Origin of the sequence: Marivita sp. (genome assembly GCF_051251565.1) — a bacterium.
In the GTDB taxonomy this organism is placed as follows: domain Bacteria; phylum Pseudomonadota; class Alphaproteobacteria; order Rhodobacterales; family Rhodobacteraceae; genus Marivita.
The window spans coordinates 40808-58344 of record NZ_JBPOFB010000005.1 but is presented as its reverse complement, the minus strand read 5'-3'; the positions used below and the strand labels follow the sequence as shown (position 1 = coordinate 58344).

Annotated in this window: 14 protein-coding genes; 3 read left to right on the top strand and 11 right to left on the bottom strand. The window is 60.7% G+C overall.

What is annotated here, in order from left to right; genetic code table 11:
• The first annotated feature begins 61 nt into the window (after window positions 1-61).
• Together proS and ACSHXH_RS08545 are read left to right on the top strand one after the other, a co-directional pair.
• Window positions 62-1408 carry a proline--tRNA ligase gene (proS, locus tag ACSHXH_RS08550; RefSeq protein ID WP_435671367.1) on the top strand — a complete coding sequence of 449 codons (1347 nt, stop codon included), beginning with the start codon at window positions 62-64 and terminating at the stop codon, window positions 1406-1408.
• The gene (locus ACSHXH_RS08545; protein WP_435671366.1) at window positions 1405-1833 is read left to right on the top strand and encodes a serine hydrolase; all 429 of its coding nucleotides are present in this window, start codon (window positions 1405-1407) and stop codon (window positions 1831-1833) included. The genes proS and ACSHXH_RS08545 overlap by 4 nt, the downstream gene beginning before the upstream one ends.
• 91 nt (window positions 1834-1924) lie before the next feature.
• On the opposite strand, the gene glmM is transcribed toward ACSHXH_RS08545, so the two are convergent.
• The 9 genes from glmM to ACSHXH_RS08500 all read right to left on the bottom strand — a co-directional run bounded on the left by glmM (window position 1925) and on the right by ACSHXH_RS08500 (window position 13308).
• Window positions 1925-3268 (bottom strand): phosphoglucosamine mutase, encoded by a 1344-nt coding sequence (glmM, locus tag ACSHXH_RS08540; RefSeq protein ID WP_435671365.1) that lies wholly within the window; start codon window positions 3266-3268, stop codon window positions 1925-1927.
• Entirely contained in the window at window positions 3258-4277 is a 1020-nt protein-coding gene (folP, locus tag ACSHXH_RS08535; RefSeq protein WP_435671364.1) for a dihydropteroate synthase, read from the bottom strand. Before folP ends, glmM begins: the two co-directional genes overlap by 11 nt.
• A 40-nt stretch (window positions 4278-4317) precedes the next feature.
• Window positions 4318-5244: a dihydroneopterin aldolase gene (locus tag ACSHXH_RS08530; protein WP_435671363.1), complete on the bottom strand. Its 927-nt coding sequence runs from the start codon at window positions 5242-5244 to the stop codon at window positions 4318-4320.
• Between the two features lie 121 nt (window positions 5245-5365).
• Window positions 5366-5998 (bottom strand): cell wall hydrolase, encoded by a 633-nt coding sequence (locus ACSHXH_RS08525; RefSeq protein ID WP_435671362.1) that lies wholly within the window; start codon window positions 5996-5998, stop codon window positions 5366-5368.
• A gap of 185 nt (window positions 5999-6183) precedes the next feature.
• Window positions 6184-8763 (bottom strand): putative PEP-binding protein, encoded by a 2580-nt coding sequence (locus ACSHXH_RS08520; RefSeq protein WP_435671608.1) that lies wholly within the window; start codon window positions 8761-8763, stop codon window positions 6184-6186.
• A 101-nt stretch (window positions 8764-8864) separates the two neighbouring features.
• Window positions 8865-11144 (bottom strand): glycine--tRNA ligase subunit beta, encoded by a 2280-nt coding sequence (gene glyS / locus ACSHXH_RS08515; protein WP_435671361.1) that lies wholly within the window; start codon window positions 11142-11144, stop codon window positions 8865-8867.
• Entirely contained in the window at window positions 11144-11671 is a 528-nt protein-coding gene (locus ACSHXH_RS08510; RefSeq protein ID WP_435671360.1) for a DUF6446 family protein, read from the bottom strand. The genes glyS and ACSHXH_RS08510 overlap by 1 nt, the downstream gene beginning before the upstream one ends.
• A gap of 3 nt (window positions 11672-11674) precedes the next feature.
• Window positions 11675-12379, bottom strand: coding sequence for an FkbM family methyltransferase (locus tag ACSHXH_RS08505; RefSeq protein ID WP_435671359.1), 705 nt, complete (start codon window positions 12377-12379; stop codon window positions 11675-11677).
• The gene (locus ACSHXH_RS08500) at window positions 12379-13308 is read right to left on the bottom strand and encodes a glycine--tRNA ligase subunit alpha (RefSeq protein ID WP_435671358.1); all 930 of its coding nucleotides are present in this window, start codon (window positions 13306-13308) and stop codon (window positions 12379-12381) included. Before ACSHXH_RS08500 ends, ACSHXH_RS08505 begins: the two co-directional genes overlap by 1 nt.
• Window positions 13309-13463: 155 nt before the next feature.
• On the opposite strand from ACSHXH_RS08500, the gene ACSHXH_RS08495 reads away from it, so the two are divergent.
• Window positions 13464-15200: a serine protease gene (locus ACSHXH_RS08495; protein ID WP_435671357.1), complete on the top strand. Its 1737-nt coding sequence runs from the start codon at window positions 13464-13466 to the stop codon at window positions 15198-15200.
• Here the strand turns inward: ACSHXH_RS08495 and ACSHXH_RS08490 are convergent.
• Together ACSHXH_RS08490 and ilvC are read right to left on the bottom strand one after the other, a co-directional pair.
• A complete protein-coding gene (locus ACSHXH_RS08490; RefSeq protein ID WP_435671356.1) occupies window positions 15184-16113 on the bottom strand; it encodes a DMT family transporter in 930 nt (309 codons plus the stop codon). The two genes, ACSHXH_RS08495 and ACSHXH_RS08490, sit on opposite strands and share 17 nt — an antisense overlap.
• A gap of 352 nt (window positions 16114-16465) precedes the next feature.
• On the bottom strand, window positions 16466-17488 hold the full coding sequence (ilvC, locus tag ACSHXH_RS08485; protein WP_435671355.1) for a ketol-acid reductoisomerase: 1023 nt from the start codon (window positions 17486-17488) through the stop codon (window positions 16466-16468).
• Window positions 17489-17537: the final 49 nt, after the last annotated feature.

Here is a 17537-nt window from a genome sequence, read left to right as displayed (position 1 = left end):
GCTCTTGTTCGCACCGTTGCAACCCGCTAGGACGAATGAAACCACCCATCAGAGGTCCCAGATGCGTCTGTCCCGCTATTTCCTGCCCGTTCTCAAAGAAACCCCGTCCGAAGCCCAGATCGTCAGTCACCGGCTGATGCTGCGTGCCGGGATGATCAAACAGGCCAGCGCCGGGATCTATTCCTGGTTGCCGCTGGGCTATAAGGTTCTCAAGAACATCGAAAACATCGTGCATGAGGAACAGGTCCGCGCGGGCCATATCCCAATGTTGATGCCGACGCTGCAATCGGCGGACCTTTGGAAAGAATCCGGGCGCTATGATGCCTACGGCCCCGAAATGCTGCGGATTGAGGACCGGCACGGGCGCGACATGCTCTATGGTCCCACCAATGAAGAGCTGATCACCGATATTTTCCGCTCTCACGTCGGCAGCTACAAAGATCTGCCACTGACGCTCTATCACATCCAGTGGAAGTTCCGCGACGAGATCCGCCCGCGTTTTGGTGTGATGCGGGGCCGCGAATTCCTGATGAAGGACGGGTATAACTTTGACCTGACCAAGGAAGACGCGCTGCATGCCTATAATCGCCATCTGGTCAGCTATTTGCGCAGTTATGAACGCATGGGCCTGCAAGCGATCCCCATGCGTGCCGACAGCGGCCCGATTGGCGGCGATGATACGCATGAATTCCTTGTGCTGGCCGAAACTGGCGAATCCGAGGTGTTCTATGACAGCCAGATCACCGATCTGAACTTTGGCGATCGCGCCATCGACTATACCGACGTGGCGCAATGTCAGGCCGTTCTGGAAGAATTCACCTCGCGCTATGCCCGCACCGATGAAACCCACGATGAGGCCGAATTCGCCAAGGTTCCCGAGGACCGTCGCCGTACCGCGCGGGGCATCGAAGTGGGGCAGATCTTCTACTTTGGCACCAAGTATTCCGACGCGATGGGAGCCAAGGTCGCCGATGCAGACGGCAACCGCGTGCCGGTGCATATGGGGTCACACGGCATCGGCGTCAGCCGTCTTTTGGGCGCGATCATCGAAGCCAGTCATGACGACAACGGCATCATCTGGCCCGAAGGCGTGACGCCGTTCCATTGCGGGATCGTCAACCTCAAGCAGGGCGACGCCGAGGCCGACGCGGCCTGCGACGCGCTTTATGCCAGCCTGACCGCCATTGGGCTTGATCCGCTTTATGACGACCGCAATGAACGGGCAGGTGGCAAATTCGCCACGATGGACCTGATCGGCCTGCCATGGCGCATCACCGTTGGTCCACGCGGGCTCAAGAACGGGGTTGTCGAACTTACCTCGCGCCGCACTGGCGAAAGCGAGGAACTGCCGCCCGAACAGGCCATCGCCAAGGTCGCAGCCATCTACGGCAAGGCCCACGCGTCATGATCTGGCGCGGCGTCGCCACCTTGCTGTTACTGGCAGGCAGCGCCGCCGCGCAAACCGCCGACGATATCACTGCGTCGGTACAGGCTTGGATGACGGATCAGAATGCGAAGGGCGTTTTGGTTGTTCAGGCCCCCGATGACAGTGTTTCAGTGACAGAGATGGGCCTGTCTGCTGATACGCCCGTCGAATTTGCCAGCCTTGCCAAGGCGATCACCGCCACATGTGCCTTGGAACTTGTCACGCAGGGCAGATTGACCTGGACCGACGCGGTCTCTGGCTATGTGCCCGGCTTTGACGGCATCACGGTCGGTGATCTGGTCACGCATCAAAGCGGTGTCGTTCAGGACGCCACCCAAGGGCTAATGCGGGGCTGGCTGGATGATGCGTGCGGAAGACCACATGCGGTTCCACAGCCAGTGGTATGATACCATCAAAACCCAAGCGTCCGCCCGCCAGCGGCTATGGGCGCGCTTGACGGGGCAATCGGGTCGGCGGTGTTTCCCTGACACCACCGCGTTAGACTGATGCCGAGACCTCGGCGACAATCCCGTCCACCACGTCGATCAACAGCCCTTCATCTTCGCATTCCGCCATCACGCGGATCAACGGCTCTGTACCGGATTTACGGATCAACAAACGGCCTTTGCCGCTCAGCCGGGCCTCGGCCTCGGCAATCGCGGATTTGACCGACACGGCCTCCAACGGTGCGACCGACGGGTCATAACGCACGTTCTTGAGCAGTTGTGGCACCGGGTCAAAGCTGCGGGCCAAGGCGCTTGCGGGTTTTCCGCTGCGGCACATCTCGGCCAGAAACTGCAACCCAGCCATCAACCCATCGCCGGTGGTGGCGTAATCCGTCATCACGATATGGCCCGATTGTTCGCCACCAAGGTTCCAGCCGCCGCGCCGCATCGCCTCGACCACATAGCGGTCGCCGACGCCGGTGCGTTCCAGCCGCAGACCGCGCCCGCCCAGGAACCGCTCAAGACCAAGGTTCGACATCACGGTTGCCACCAACACTCCGTCGCGCAGCCGGTCTTCTTCGGCCCAGCGGGCGGCCATCAGCGCCATGATCTGGTCGCCATCGGCCACTTGCCCGGTCTCGTCGATCAGGATTACCCGGTCGGCATCGCCGTCCAGACAAATGCCCACATCCGCGCCATGGGCGACAACGGCGGCACTGGCCAGCTGCGGTTGCGTTGATCCGCAGCCCCGGTTGATGTTGGTTCCGTCTGGCGACACGCCCAGCGTGATCACATCTGCGCCCAGTTCCCAAAGTACCTCGGGCGCGGCCTTGTACGCGGCTCCGTTGGCGCAATCGACGACGACCTTTAATCCGTCAAGCCGCATGCCTGCTGGGAAGGTGGATTTGACCCGCTCCTGATAGCGGAACCGGCCATCGTCGATCCGCTTTGCGCGGCCAATATTGTCAGAGTGGGTGGGGTTCACACCGGCGTCTACCAGCGCTTCGATCTCGGCCTCGTCCGCATCCGAGAGCTTGAACCCGTCCGGGCCAAAGAACTTTATCCCGTTGTCCGCCGCCGGGTTGTGGCTTGCAGAAATCATGATGCCCAGATCAGCACGCATCGACGGCGTCAATAACCCCACTGCGGGGGTCGGCACAGGGCCCAGCAACAGCACGTTCATCCCTGTCGATGTCAGACCGGCGGTCAGTGCGTTTTCGAACATATAGCCCGATTGTCGCGTGTCCTTGCCAATCACGACACGGTGCACGCCCTTGGAGTCCTGTCGGAAATGTCGCCCAACGGCGGCCCCGATCCGAAGCGCCATATCGGCGGTCATTGGAAAGGTGTTGGCCGTGCCGCGCACTCCGTCGGTTCCGAATAGCTTAAGCACCATCTTCAATTCCCCATTCGATTGCCCGCCAAAGCGCCAAAGCCTGTCGCGTTTCCTTGACATCGTGCACACGCAAAACTTGTACGCCCTGCGCCGCGCCATGCAAGGCCACCGAAACCGATCCCATAACACGTGTGTCCGCCGCGTCAGCCTGTGAAATCGTGCCAATGAACCTTTTGCGGGATGCGCCCAGCAATATCGGACAGCCCAGCCCGTGAAACAGGGAAATATCGCGCAAAAGCATCAGATTGTGCTCTAGCGTCTTGCCAAACCCGATGCCCGGATCGACAAGGATTTGCCCGCGCGGCACCCCCAGCGCAACCAGCGCCTCAACCCGTGACGCCAGGAAATCGAACACATCAAGCCGCACATCCGAATAGGTCGGGGCGTCCTGCATGGTCTGCGGATCGCCCTGCGCATGCATGATGCAAATGGGCACCTGCTGCGCCGCACACAGCGGCGCCAGCGCCGCATCATAGGTAAAGCCGGACACGTCATTGACCAACGCAGCACCCGCAGTCAATGCGGCTTGGGCCACGGCGGCTTTGCGCGTGTCGATCGAGATCGGCACATCCAAAAGCGCCGACACCGCTGCAATTGGGGCCTCGATCCGTGCAATCTCTTCGTCGATCGGGACGGGGGCAGCGCCGGGGCGGGTGCTTTCACCGCCAATGTCGATGATACCGGCACCGTCCGCGGCAAGCGCGCGGGCTTGTGCCACGGCCGCCTCTGGCGCGTGGTACCGGCCCCCGTCGGAAAAGCTGTCGGGGGTGACATTAAGAATGCCCATCAGGGTCACGCGCCCCATGTCGCAGCCCGCAATGGCCGCGCGCGGGGTGGTCAGGCGCTCCAGCACCGTGTCTGGCGCGGCTTTCGCCGGGATGATCTCAGGCACAGCATCCCGGCGCAGCGCCACAAGGTCGGTAAACCAAAGCGGTCCACCCGCCAAAGGTAAGGCATCCCTTGGACGCAAAATCCCGGATTGGGGCAAAGGGCGAAAATAGATCGTCATACCGCGTCCATGAAATGCAAATGGGGCATTTGCAAGTCAGCTAGAGCAGGGTTTCGTCGATGGGGACGCTGCGCACGGGCAAGGTGGCGGATGTCGGCGCATCCGCCCCGATCACCAACAGGTCGCGCGCGTCCATTTCTTGGGCAAACCATGTCGTCAGCGCAACCGTGTCGGTTGTGTTGCTGTCAGGCCCTGTAACGGCATCGAGCACGATCTTTGATGGGGCCCATATGCAGAGCTGACCGTTCTTCATCGCCCAATCCAGTTCGGTTCGGGTGGCCACCACCTTGCAGCGCCCGTCCTTTGCAGCCAGCGTCCAGCCATTCTGTTCAATGGCCAGCAGATCAATGCGCCTTTGTGCCAGCGGGCTCCCTACAGTTGGACGGGGGCCATCGGGCAGACCGACACAGAGGATCAACGGCACAGCGTCAGCTGCCAGCTGGTCGATCCACACCCCGAGATGGGCAGATCGAACCGCGTCGTTCGACAGGTACACGACGCGCGGATGCGGGCGTTCCTGACTGCTGTCCTGTATAGGCCCGTCCAGATCCGACCGGGACCGCACGATCTCGACGCCAAGCGCGCCGGGGCCGCGATCCAGCTTTTCGATTCGCACAAAAGCGCGCAACGCCTGCGGCTCGAGCAAGATGCGTTCGGCGATCCTGGCGGCCAGTGTTTCAAGCAGGTTGAGCCGTTCTGCCGCAAGCTCGGTCGCAATCGCCTCGGTCACCCGATCATAGGACAGGATGCGGTCCACATCATCGTCAATATGTCCAACGATTGGTTGGACTTCGACGACGACGTTAAAGCAAACCCGCTGCGTGGTGCCGCGCTCGGCTTGAAAAGCGCCGATCTCAACCTCGACGATATGGTCGCGCAGCGAAATGCGGTCTACCGGCCCCTCATGCGCCGTGGCAATCGCCCGTTCCGAAGGGTGGGCGAAGGCAAGTCGAATTTCAGAACTCATGGCGGGTCTCCGGTTCGGTCGTGACCGGGCTATCAGAGGATGCCCCGAACGAAAATGCCGCGAAAGGGCAATCGAGGCACCGCCTGCGACATTGATCGACCGAAATCGGGCGCAGCGCCGCTTAGCTGTTGGAACTGACGCGCCATGTGTGGCGGTAAAACAGATGCACACCGATGGCCGTCGTCTTGGTGTAGGTGCGCGACCAGCGCGGGCGCACAGCAGTGGTGTGGTAGTGGGTGGCTCCATCGGTAAGGTTCATCGGCGCGCGACCATCCAGAATGGCGCGGGCGATCTTGCCCACCCGATCCCAGGCGCGGGGTTCATGAATGCGTTCGGGAATGCCATCGCAGGTATAGGTGAACTGGCATTGGTATTTCTTGCCGGTGCCTTGATTGATCACGCCGCAGACGCTGTTGGGAAAGCGCGCGCTCTGGACCCGGTTCATGATCACTTCGGCCACCGCAAACTGGCCCTTGACCGTTTCGCCGCGCGCTTCGAAATACAGCGCTTCGGCCAGACATTCCCATTGCGCGCCGCCCGAGGCCTTGCTTTGTGCATTCAGCCAGGATGCATTGTATATCGCGCCCTTGCGAGAAACCGGTGTGACCAGCGATGTCAAATGCTCTTGACCGGCGGATTTCAGTCCAATGTGTTCTCGCGCAACAAGACCTTGCGCTGCGTCCTTCGACCTTTCCGCAAAGGTCGGGGACGCCAGGACGGCGGCCGCCATAATCAAAGCAAACAATCGCGTCATGCGGAGTGTTCATCTCGCAGTGTTGTGGGTGGCGGCGAGATGCACAAAAAGATAGCAGCGCCGCGCGTTCGACGGGCTGTTACAGAAAAAATTTATTTTCTACAAGTTATGGGGCTATGCGCTCCGTGCACAGCTCAGAGGCTTTGCCGGATTGTGGCAAAATCTGGGCCGAAAGGTGCCGATTGCTACCGTATCTTGTCGGCCAACGCAAGTTGTGCGGCAGCCAGTCGCGCCACCGGAACCCGGAACGGAGAGCAGCTGACATAGTCGAATCCCGCTGCCCGACAGAAGGCAATCGAATCGGTATGGGCGGCATGTTCACCGCAAATAGATAAAACCACGTTTGGACGCGCGGCACGACCCCGCACCACGCCCAGCCGCAACAATTCTCCCACCCCTTCTGTATCAAGGATGTGAAATGGGTCTTCCGTAAACACACCCTGCCGCACATATTCCGACATGAACCGCCCGGCATCATCACGCGACAGGCCGTAGGTCATCTGAGTCAGGTCATTGGTGCCAAAACTCAGGAAGTGGGTGTGCTCGGCGATATCGCCTGCCCGCAAACAGGCGCGCGGTGTCTCGACCATAACGCCCAAACGGTAGGTGAATTCAGTGCTGCTTTCGGTGCGCACGGCGGCCGCCACAGCCTCGACACGGGCGCGCACCAGTTCAACCTCGCGCTTGGCTGACACCAGCGGGACCATGATTTCTGGCACCACGGTGATGCCCTCGCGCCCTGCTTCGACTGTCGCCTCAAAGATCGCGCGGGCTTGCATATCGTAAATCTCGGGCACGGTGATGCCCAGTCGCACGCCGCGCATCCCCAGCATCGGGTTATATTCCGCAAGGCTGTCGATCCGGCGGGTGACATCGCTGACCGGAATATCGAGCGCCTCGGCCAGCTCGCGCTGACCGGCGCGGCTGGTCGGCAGGAATTCGTGCAAGGGCGGGTCAAACAGACGGATGCACACGGGCTGGCCCTGCATGATCTGGAACAGTTCAAGAAAATCCGCCCGCTGCATCGGCAGCACCAATTCCAACGCCGCTTGCCGGTCTTGGGGGTTCTGGGCAAAGATCATCTCGCGCATCGGCGTCAGGCGTTCGGCCTCAAAGAACATGTGTTCGGTCCGGCACAGCCCGATCCCCTGGGCGCGGAAATGCAACGCGGTTTTCGCGTCCGCCGGCGTGTCGGCATTGGCGCGCACACCGATATCGCGCTCTGCGTCGGCCCAGCTCATAAAGGTGCGGAAGGTCTCGTCCAACACCGCTTCGATCATCTCGACCGATCCGGCAAGGATCTGACCATTGGTGCCGTCTACCGTGATCTCGTCGCCTTCGCGCAAAAGCCGCCCGTCGCTGGCGACAAGCGATTTGCGCTTGACCTGAAAGCGCAGGTTCACCGCGTTCACAACGCAGGGCAGTCCAAGCCCGCGACCGATCACGGCAGCGTGGCTGGTCATGCCGCCGCGTTCGGTGAGCACTGCTGACGCCACATGCATGCCGCGAATGTCCTCGGGACTGGTCTCGCGCCGCACCAGCACACAGGCCTCGCCGCGCGCCGCACTTGCCTGTGCGGCTTCGGAGGAAAACACGATGCGCCCGGTTGCGGCGCCGGGGCTTGCCGCAATGCCGGATCCCAGAACGTCGCGCTTGGCTTTGGCCGCGACCTGCCGGTGCAACAATTCAGACAATGCGCGCGGTTCGATCCGCATGACAGCATCTTGCCGGGTGATGATCCCGTCCTCGGCCAGCCGCACCGCGATCCGCAACGCTGCACGCGCACTGCGATCGACCCGGACCCCATCTAGAATGTGCAAGCGGCCATTTTCGATGGTGAACTCGATCTGCATTTCTTCACGCAGCCGCGCGCGCATCAACGCCGCGTGGTCCTTCAACGCGGCAAACGCTTCTGGAGCCAAGTCTTCAAGCGACGGGCCGCGCGGGTCTTTCTCAAGGAAGATCGATTCCGCGCCGCCGTCCAGCGCCTCGCGCCCCTGGCTCTGGCTGAGGTATCGGCCTGTGACTTGCGGCAAGCCCGTTACGGAATTGACAAGCTGCAACACCCCCGATCCGCATTCACCGCTGCCCAGACCCAGCGCCATTTCCTGCACCACAAGGCCAAGCCCCGCATCGACGGGCGCACCTTTGGCCTGCCGCAAAAGCCGGGCTGTCGTGCCTTCCCACGCCCGGGCCATGGACCGCAGGATTTCGGCCAATTGCACCGCCGGGTCTTGCGGGAACGGTTCTTCCGCCTCTTCCTCGTAGAGCTGCAACGCCTCGATCAGCGCATCATGATCGTCGCCGTCGATATCGTCGAACCCTTCGGCATCAAGGCGCGCCACATCCACGGCGTAGTTCACGACAAAGCGCAGATAAATCTCGGTCGCCGCCGCCTTGCCGATCTGATCACACAGATCGACATAGCGCGCATCGTTCATCCCGATATTGAGCACTGCACCCGGACCGCCCCAATCGGGGTCTTCCGATGACGGTCGCACACACAGCAACGCGTTGGGATCGAATTGCGCCAAAACACCCGTCACATCGGGACGATAGCCCGCTGCGATCTGGTGCACGGTTGTAAAAGACAACGCCACCGTGCGCGGTACAGGCAAATCCAGCCGCACCAAGCGCTGCAAACACTTCGCGCGGCCCCCGTGGGTGGGGGTGGTCATGGGTGACGTGGCTGTGATCAGCGTCACATCCGGGTTGTCAGGACTTGGTTTCTGCACCGCAGCACCTCTTGGAGTTCCGCGCAGCATACGTTTGCAGCGCGGTCTGACAAGGGGCATTGATGGCGCAGATCAGCGCATCATTGCAAAAGGCCAAGCCGGGGTTTGCACTGCCGTGCCGGGTGGAAAAATCACCCCTCGATGCGCGTCAGATCCGCCACTTGCAGACAGGTCGTGCGGATCGTGCTGAGCAGGTTCAAACGGTTGCGCCGCAGGACAGCGCTGTCTGCATTGACCTGCACCGCCTCAAAGAACGCATCCACCGGCCCGCGCAGATCGGCCACTGCCGCCATTGCCGCGCTGAAATCCTGCGCCTGCATGGCGGGTTTGATCCTGGCCTCGGCCTTGGTCAACGCCTCGAACAGCGCGATCTCTGTTGGGTCTTCGGCGAATTTAGGATCGCCCCCGTAGGAGTATTCGACCCCGTCCTTTTCCTCGGCCTGGGTCAGGATGTTGTTGGCGCGCTTGAACCCCTGCACAAGGTTTTCCCCGTCCTCTGTCTCAAGTACGGCCTGCAATGCCTTGGCCCGCTTGACCAAAAGCGCGAGGTCATCATTGCCGGGCATCGCAATGCAGGCGTCAATCACGTCATGCCGCACGCCTTGGTCGCGGAGGTAGACCTTGAGGCGGTCGTGGAAGAAGGAGAGGAGATCGTCCTCAACAATTCGCCGGCCAAGAATAATTGCTTGGATGTCATTCGGATTGATCCAAGGTTGTTCACCCGGTAGGCTCAATTCACTTGATTTCATGAGCATAACAATTGGCCAGTCTTTTGACCGCAGTTCCTTTTTGTCCAGCTGAATGATACTAAATCGGGGTTTCTCGTCGGTCTCATATGTCGTCGTCTCGCTAGCAATCGCAGAGTTGTCACCGTTGACGGCAATCGTTTCCCAAGCCTGCGAAATGCTTTTCCGCAGGCTAAGTTTCAACCCATTCTCCAACACCAACCGAATAACACCCAACGCCGCACGGCGCAGCGCGAACGGGTCTTTCGACCCCGTGGGTTTCTCGTCAATCGCCCAGAACCCGGTCAGCGTGTCGATCTTGTCGGCCAGCGCCACGGCCACGGATACCGGCGTTGAGGGCACATCGTCCGACGGCCCCAACGGCGAATAATGTTCCTGGCACGCAACCCCAACTTCCGAAAGTAGCCCTGCCGCATCGCTGTAATAGCGCCCCATAAGCCCCTGAAGTTCTGGGAATTCATATACCATTTCCGACGCCAGATCGGCCTTCGCCACACGCGCCGCCTGTTCCGCCAGTTCGGCATCCGCGCCTACCATAGGGGCCAGCTCCCGCACCAACGCGGCGATCCGCTCGATCCGGGCTTTCTGCGATCCCAGTTTGTTGTGGAAGGTCACGTTCGACAGGCTGTCTGTCCACGCCGTCAAACCCCTATCCTTGGCAACGCGCAGGTCGTTCTCCCAAAAGAACTTGGCATCCGACAGCCGCGCTGACAGCACCTTCTGGTTCCCCGCAAGGATCGTCGCGCCGTGATCGGCGGTTTCAACATTGGCGACGGTGACGAACCGTTCGATCCGCCCGGTCTTTGGATTGCGCACCGAAAAGAACTTCTGATGCTCTTTCATGGAGGTCTGCAATACCTCGGGCGGCAGGCCCAGGAAATCTGCGCCAATCGTACCCATGAGCACAACCGGCCATTCCACAAGCCCTGCCACTTCGGCCAAAAGTCCCGCGTCTTCAACCACTTCAAGACCGTTGGCAAAGGCCTGATTGGTCGCGTCCTGCCAGATCGCCTCGGCCCGTTCGGCGGCATCGAGCACCACAAAGGCGCGTTTGAGCTTGGCCTCGTAATCATCAAAGCTGGTCACATCGAACGCACTGGGCGCCATGAAACGGTGCCCTTCGGTACTGCGCCCCGACACGATGCCGTCCACATCAAGCGGCACCACCTCTGAGCCGTCTTCGCGCGTCAGCACGCACAGGATACGGTGCAACGGGCGCACCCAGCGCAACGATCCGGCCCCCCAGCGCATCGACTTGGGCCACGGGAAATTGCGGATCGTGTCCTCAAGCACGGTGGCGACGATGTCAGCCGCGGCTTGGCCCGGTTTGTCGATCACCGCATAAAACACGCGGCCCTTCTTTTCGTCCCGCTCCACCAGATCGGCGCGCGTCACGCCAGCCCCGCGCAGGAAGCCGTCAATTGCCTTTTCGGGCGCATCGACGCGCGGGCCTTTGCGTTCTTCGGTCACATCCGGGGACCGATCGGTCAGGCCATCGACCCGCAATGTCAACCGGCGCGGCGTCGCATAAGCCACAGCCCCGGCATAGGTCAGACCGGCATCCACCAGCCCATTGGTCACGCGCGTCCTAAGGTCATCCGCGGCCTTCGCCTGCATGCGGGCGGGGATTTCTTCGGAAAAAAGCTCGATCATAAGGTCGGGCATCAATTGCCTCCAATTTCGCGGTCAGGGCAGTCGTCGCCCAGCGGGCTGCCGTCATAGGCCTTGTCGCCGCAATCGTTGATTTCGTGCCAGATATAGCCGCGTCCATCTTCGGTGATGGCGACCACACGGTCGATCCCGAATTCGCGGTTGCGCTGGCTGGTAAACACCTGCGCGCGCCCATCGCGGATGTCGTTGCCGATGGCGTCGGCGTCAAAGCATTCAAACCACCCCGGCGCGTTGCGCGGGGCTGCGCCCGGATAGGGCTCATAGGTCGCCGACAGGGTCGAGATGGGCGTCTGCGTGGTAAAGCACGCTCTGAACCGGATGGGCGAGCTTTCGGAGTCAATCGCTTGGAAATCCTCATAAAGAATAACCTCGCGCGTGCCGTCCAGCGTGGTGAGTTGGACATCATCCGTACCAGACGGAGTAACTGTGTCGTAGAATGCATACACTTGAAGGTAATACATTGCGACGCCCGCGATCACGGCACTGACGGCTATGACGATGCTAAGGATTTTGCCGGTCATCGTCTATTTCCAATCCATGTTCACAAGGGGCTGTGTCATTTGCGCAGCCCGGCTGCGCAGCGCGTTTGTGCGCTCCAGTAGCTCGGGGATACGGCTTTCGTGGGTCTCGACAAACAGATGTTTGATCCGGGATTTTACCGGATGGTCAAAAAGCGCCTCCAGAAGCGGTACTTCCGCCCCTTCGATATCCATTTTGATCACCGCAATATCCGCATTCAGATTTTGCAGGAAGGCGGGAAAATCGATCACCGCAACATCCACCGCGCTGCTGGTGTCGATGTTGCGTTTCGCCGCCATGAGCGAGGAGGATTGCGATTGTTCTTCAGGGTCACTGTCAAAGGACGCGGTCCGATAAAGCGGAAACGTTCCCTCGGCCGTGCCTGCGGCGGCCTCGACAATCTCTATATTGGGGATGTCGGCCAGACGGGTCCGCAGTTCCGCTGCTGTCCAAGGGTCGGGCTCAAACGCATAGACCTTGGCGGCCTGCGCCGCCATGATGCGTGTGTGCTGACCCAGATTGGCCCCGAGGTCGATGCAGATCTGGCCCTCGGCCCCGGCCAAGGCCGCGCGAAATGCGGCTTCGGCACGGGGCGTGTCGACAAGCTTGCGCAGCTTGCGGCGATATTTTTGCCCAAGCGCCCCCGGAAGGTGCTGCATCAGACCGTATTTGGCCCGCCGCAAAGCCGTATTTCGGTTGGCGTGTGCCATCAGGCGGCAAGGCCCCCGGCCTCGGTTTGCACAAATGCATCAGCGCAGCGTTTCGCCAGTGTCCGCACCCGCCCGATATAGGACTGGCGTTCGGTGACCGAGATCACGCCGCGCGCGTCCAGCAGGTTGAAGATATGGCTTGCCTTGATGCATTGGTCATAGGCGGGATGCGCCATGATGATCCGCTTGCCGGTCTTGGGGTCGTCGGCGTCCTGATCCAGAATGCGGGCACATTCCGCCTCGGCCTCTTCAAAGTGGCGCAGCAGGATATCGGTGTCTGCAACATCAAAGTTCCAGCGGGAATATTCCTGTTCGGTCTGGCGGAACACATCGCCGTAGAGCAACGCAATCGGCGCGTCGGGATCATTGTAGGGCATATCCATAACGTGATCGACACCCAACACATACATCGCCAAGCGTTCCAACCCATAGGTCAGTTCGCCCGACACCGGGTGGCAATCATGCCCGCCAACCTGTTGGAAATACGTGAACTGCGACACTTCCATCCCGTCGCACCACACTTCCCAGCCAAGCCCCCACGCGCCGAGCGTCGGGCTTTCCCAATCGTCCTCGACAAAACGGATGTCGTGCAGCGCCATATCGATCCCAATGGCCCGGAGTGATCCGAGATACAGGTCTTGCAGGTCAGGCGGTGACGGTTTGATCAGCACCTGGTACTGGTAATAATGCTGCAAACGGTTTGGGTTTTCACCGTAGCGCCCATCGGTGGGGCGGCGCGACGGTTGCACATAGGCCGCAGCCCAAGGGCGCGACCCAAGCGACCGCAGCGTCGTGGCCGGGTGGAAAGTGCCAGCACCGACTTCCATGTCGTAGGGCTGCATGATCGCACAGCCCCGATCGGCCCAGTAGGACTGGAGCCGCAGGATGATTTCCTGAAAACTGCGTGGCTTCGTGATGGTCTGATCCATGGCGATGGCACCCCGGTTTGTTCTGGCGTCTGATTAGGCGCATGGGGTCCAAGGGTCAATTGCGCGAGAGCGCCTAATTTTCGCGTTCCAGTGTCGACCCATTCTTGGTAGAGCGGGACGTTGAAACGGCTTTTTTCGGTTAGGTGGCTTTCGGTATGATGCGCAAACTTTTCTTTTCGGTGGTGGCGACGCTTGTCGTGTGGGTCCATGCGGCAGCGGCGCAGGACAACGCGTTTGTTCAAATCGAAGCGCATCCCAGCCTGTCGGTGACCGAAAACCGTCTGCGCGACTTTGCTGCTATCCTGCCGGATGTGAACGGCTTTGACCTTGGCCTTGGGTGGTACGGTATCGCACTTGGCCCGTATCCGCGCGACGAGGCGACCCGTGTGCTGCGCGACCTGCGTGCGCAACGCCTGATCCCAAGCGACAGCTATGTTGAAAATGCCGATCGCTACGGTCAGCGCATTTGGCCGATTGGCGCCGGTCCCGCGGTCAGCACGCCTGTCGTCGAGGACCCTGTGGTCACCGCCGCACCTGAACCAGAGCCCGCACCGTTGCCCGTTGTACCCGACGAATCCCCGCGCGAAGCTGCCGCCTCAGAGGCGCTTTTGACACGTGCAGAGCGTGAAGACCTGCAAATTGCACTTCAATGGGCGGGGTTTTACAACGCGGCCATTGACGGTGCGTTTGGTCGTGGCACCCGCGCTGCCATGCGCAACTGGCAATCGGCCAACGGGTTGGAGAACACTGGCGTCCTGACCACTGCGCAGCGCGGTGAACTCTTCCGTCAATTCAATGCGGTGCTGGACGGTATGGATATCCAGACCGTGCGCGACACCCGTGCTGGCATCGCTATTGATCTGCCTTTGGGCGCTGTGGCGTTTGATCGCTATGACAGCCCGTTTGCCCATTTTGAGCCGACCGGCACGGTCGAGGGCGCACGCATCCTGCTTATCAGCCAACCGGGCGACCGCGACCGTCTTTCCGGTCTCTATGAGATCATGCAGACCCTCGACATTGTCCCGCTCGAAGGCGACCGCGATCGAGACCGCGACAGCTTTACCCTGACCGGGCAAAATGGCCGCATCGTGTCCCACACCGAAGCGCGGCTTGACGGGGATGCGATCAAGGGCTTCACCCTGATCTGGCCCACCGGAGAGGAAGAGCGCCGCACCCGTATTCTGGCCGCCATGCAAAGCAGCTTTGCACCCATTGACGGGGTGTTGGACCCTGCCACCATCGCCGAAGACAGCCAGCGCATCGACCTTGTTGCGGGTCTTAGCATTCGCAAGCCCAAGCTGACCGCATCGGGCTTTTTCGTTGACCGTCAGGGCAGGGTGGTCACCACCCAAGCCGCCGTGGCGCAATGTGGCCGGATCACGCTCAACACTGAATACGACGCCGAGGTTATGGCCACCGATCCGTCGCTGGGCATTGCCGTACTGCGCGCAACGCAGCCGCTGGCCCCCAATGCCGTGGCACAGTTCCGCGATGGCAGCCCGCGCCTGCAATCCGAGATCGCTGTGGCCGGGTTTTCGTTCGGGGGCGTGTTGCCATCGGCGACCATGACCTTTGGCCGCTTGTCCGATCTGCAAGGTCTGAATGGTGAAGACACACTCAGCCGTCTCGACATCACCACGCTTGATGGGGATGCGGGCGGTCCGGTTCTTGACGAGGGTGGTGCCGTGCTTGGCATGTTGGTCCCGCACAGCGCGGGTGGGCGGCAATTGCCCGACGGTGTCAACTTTGCCGCCAAGGGCTCTGCCCTGCGCGGGCTTCTGGAACGGGCCGGTGTGTCGCCTCAGATCACACCAGCCCTTGCACGGCTCGACCCGGTGGACCTGACACAAAAGGCTGCGGCAATGACCGTTCTGGTCAGCTGTTGGGACTAGGCTTGCGCCGGAACAACCGCTGCAATGCGCCCCATTGGGTGATGCACATGCCGAGCAGGATCAACCCCATCGCCAGCAACAGGACGGGCGTGAACGCTTCGCCCAGGATCACGATGCCAAGGATCACCGACCACATCGGTACCTGATAGCCGACCAGCGACATGAACACGGGTCCGGCGCTGCGAATGACCAGAATACGCAAGAGATTTGCGCCTGCTGTCGGGATCAATCCCAAAATGGCGATCAACAGCAGAATGTCCGTGGCCGGCATAGGCGGCGGTCCTTCAACAGCCCAGGCGGTGGGCACGACAAGCAAGGATCCAAACACCAGTGACAGGGCTGCGAGGCCAAACGGATCAATCGGCGGCAAGCGGCGCACCAGCACCGAACTGCCCGCATAGCAGGCTGCAGCGCCAAGGCAGGCCAACCGTCCAAACGGTTCCAACGGATCGCCGCTTGAGGCAAAGACCTGTCCGCCCAACAAGACGGTTACGCCCACAAAGCCGATGATCAACCCGATCAACCGGCGTAGTGTGATCTGTTCTCCGGGGACACATAGATGCGCCAGCGGCAGCACGATCAGCGACACCGTTGCCATCGACACTCCGGCAAAGCCCGATGTGACGGTTTGTTGCCCCCAACTCAGCAGCATGAACGGGATCGCCGAGTTGAGCACGCCAGAGGCCACCAGGGGCGTCCACGCTGTGTCCTGTGTGGTGAACACCCGCCCGCCGCGCCAGCGCCAGACGGCAACCGCCAAAAGTGCCGCAAACCCGATCCGCCCTGCGGCCAGCCAGAAGGGTGTGATGCCTTCAAGTGCCAATTCGATGAACAGGAATGTGGCACCCCAGATAAGGCCCAGCACGCCGACCATGACCCAGTTCACTGGGGTGATTTCGGGTGGATTTTGCATAAGTATTGGGCATCCTTGACGATGTGGCCACCGGACATGCCGCAAAACATTGCAACTGTGGTCGGGGCAACTAGCTCTTTAGGGGTGCGCTCTTGGCGCATCAACACCCAAATCTTGGGCCCAGATCCTATCAGGAGAACCAAATGGACGCGTTTTTCATTCTACCCATCGTCATTCTTCTCGCGCTGTTGGCGTGGTGTGTGGTGCAGCTCAAAGACGATATGTAGAAAGGGAAAACTGTTTTGCGTCAGCGCAAAGCTGAGATACGTCAACACATCGTGTCCGGGGGGCTGACAACGGAAAAAGGGCGGCCCGTAAAGGCCGCCCCAAAAATCACAACAGATCGCTGAGATCAGTTCTTCGATTTGTCGACCATCTTGCCAGCCGAAATCCACGGCATCATGCCACGCAGGGTTTCGCCAGTGGCTTCGATCTGGTGCGCATCGTTGATCTTGCGTGTTGCTTTGAACGACGGTTGACCCACAGCGTTTTCCAGCATGAAGTCCCGCACGAATTTGCCGGTCTGAATGTCGGTCAGAACCTCTTTCATGCGCGCTTTGGTCTCGGCGTAAGGCAGAATGCGCGGACCGGATACGTATTCGCCGTACTCGGCCGTGTTCGAGATCGAGTAGTTCATGTTGGCAATGCCGCCTTCGTAGATCAGGTCCACGATCAGCTTCACTTCGTGCAAGCACTCGAAATACGCCATTTCCGGCTCGTACCCGGCTTCAACCAGCGTCTCAAAACCCATGCGGATCAGTTCGACCAGACCGCCACACAGAACCGCCTGTTCGCCGAACAGATCGGTTTCGCACTCTTCGCGGAAGTTGGTCTCGATGATGCCCGAACGGCCGCCACCGATGGCAGAGCAATAGCTCAGACCGATTTCGAGCGCGCGGCCCGACGCGTCATTGTGAACCGCGACAAGGCAGGGCACGCCGCCGCCTTTGGTGTATTCGCCGCGCACGGTGTGGCCGGGGCCTTTGGGGGCCATCATGATGACGTCGGTGCCCGGCTTGGGTTCGATCAGGCCGAAATGCACGTTCAGACCGTGGGCAAAGGCAATCGCCGCGCCGTCCTTGAGGTTGTCATGCACATATTTCTTGTAGGTTTCTGCCTGAAGCTCATCGGGCATGGTGAACATGATCAGGTCACACCAGGCCGCCGCTTCGGCGATGCCCATAACCTTAAGGCCTTCGCCTTCGGCTTTCTTGGCCGAGGGGGAGCCTTCACGCAGCGCCACAACGACGTTCTTCGCACCGGAATCCCGCAGGTTCAGCGCGTGGGCGTGGCCCTGGCTGCCGTAGCCCAGAATGGCCACTTTCATGTCTTTGATAAGATTGATGTCGCAATCGCGATCATAGTAAACGCGCATCGGGTTGTCCTTTCAGTGATGTCCGGCGCATCATAGGCATCGGCAGGAT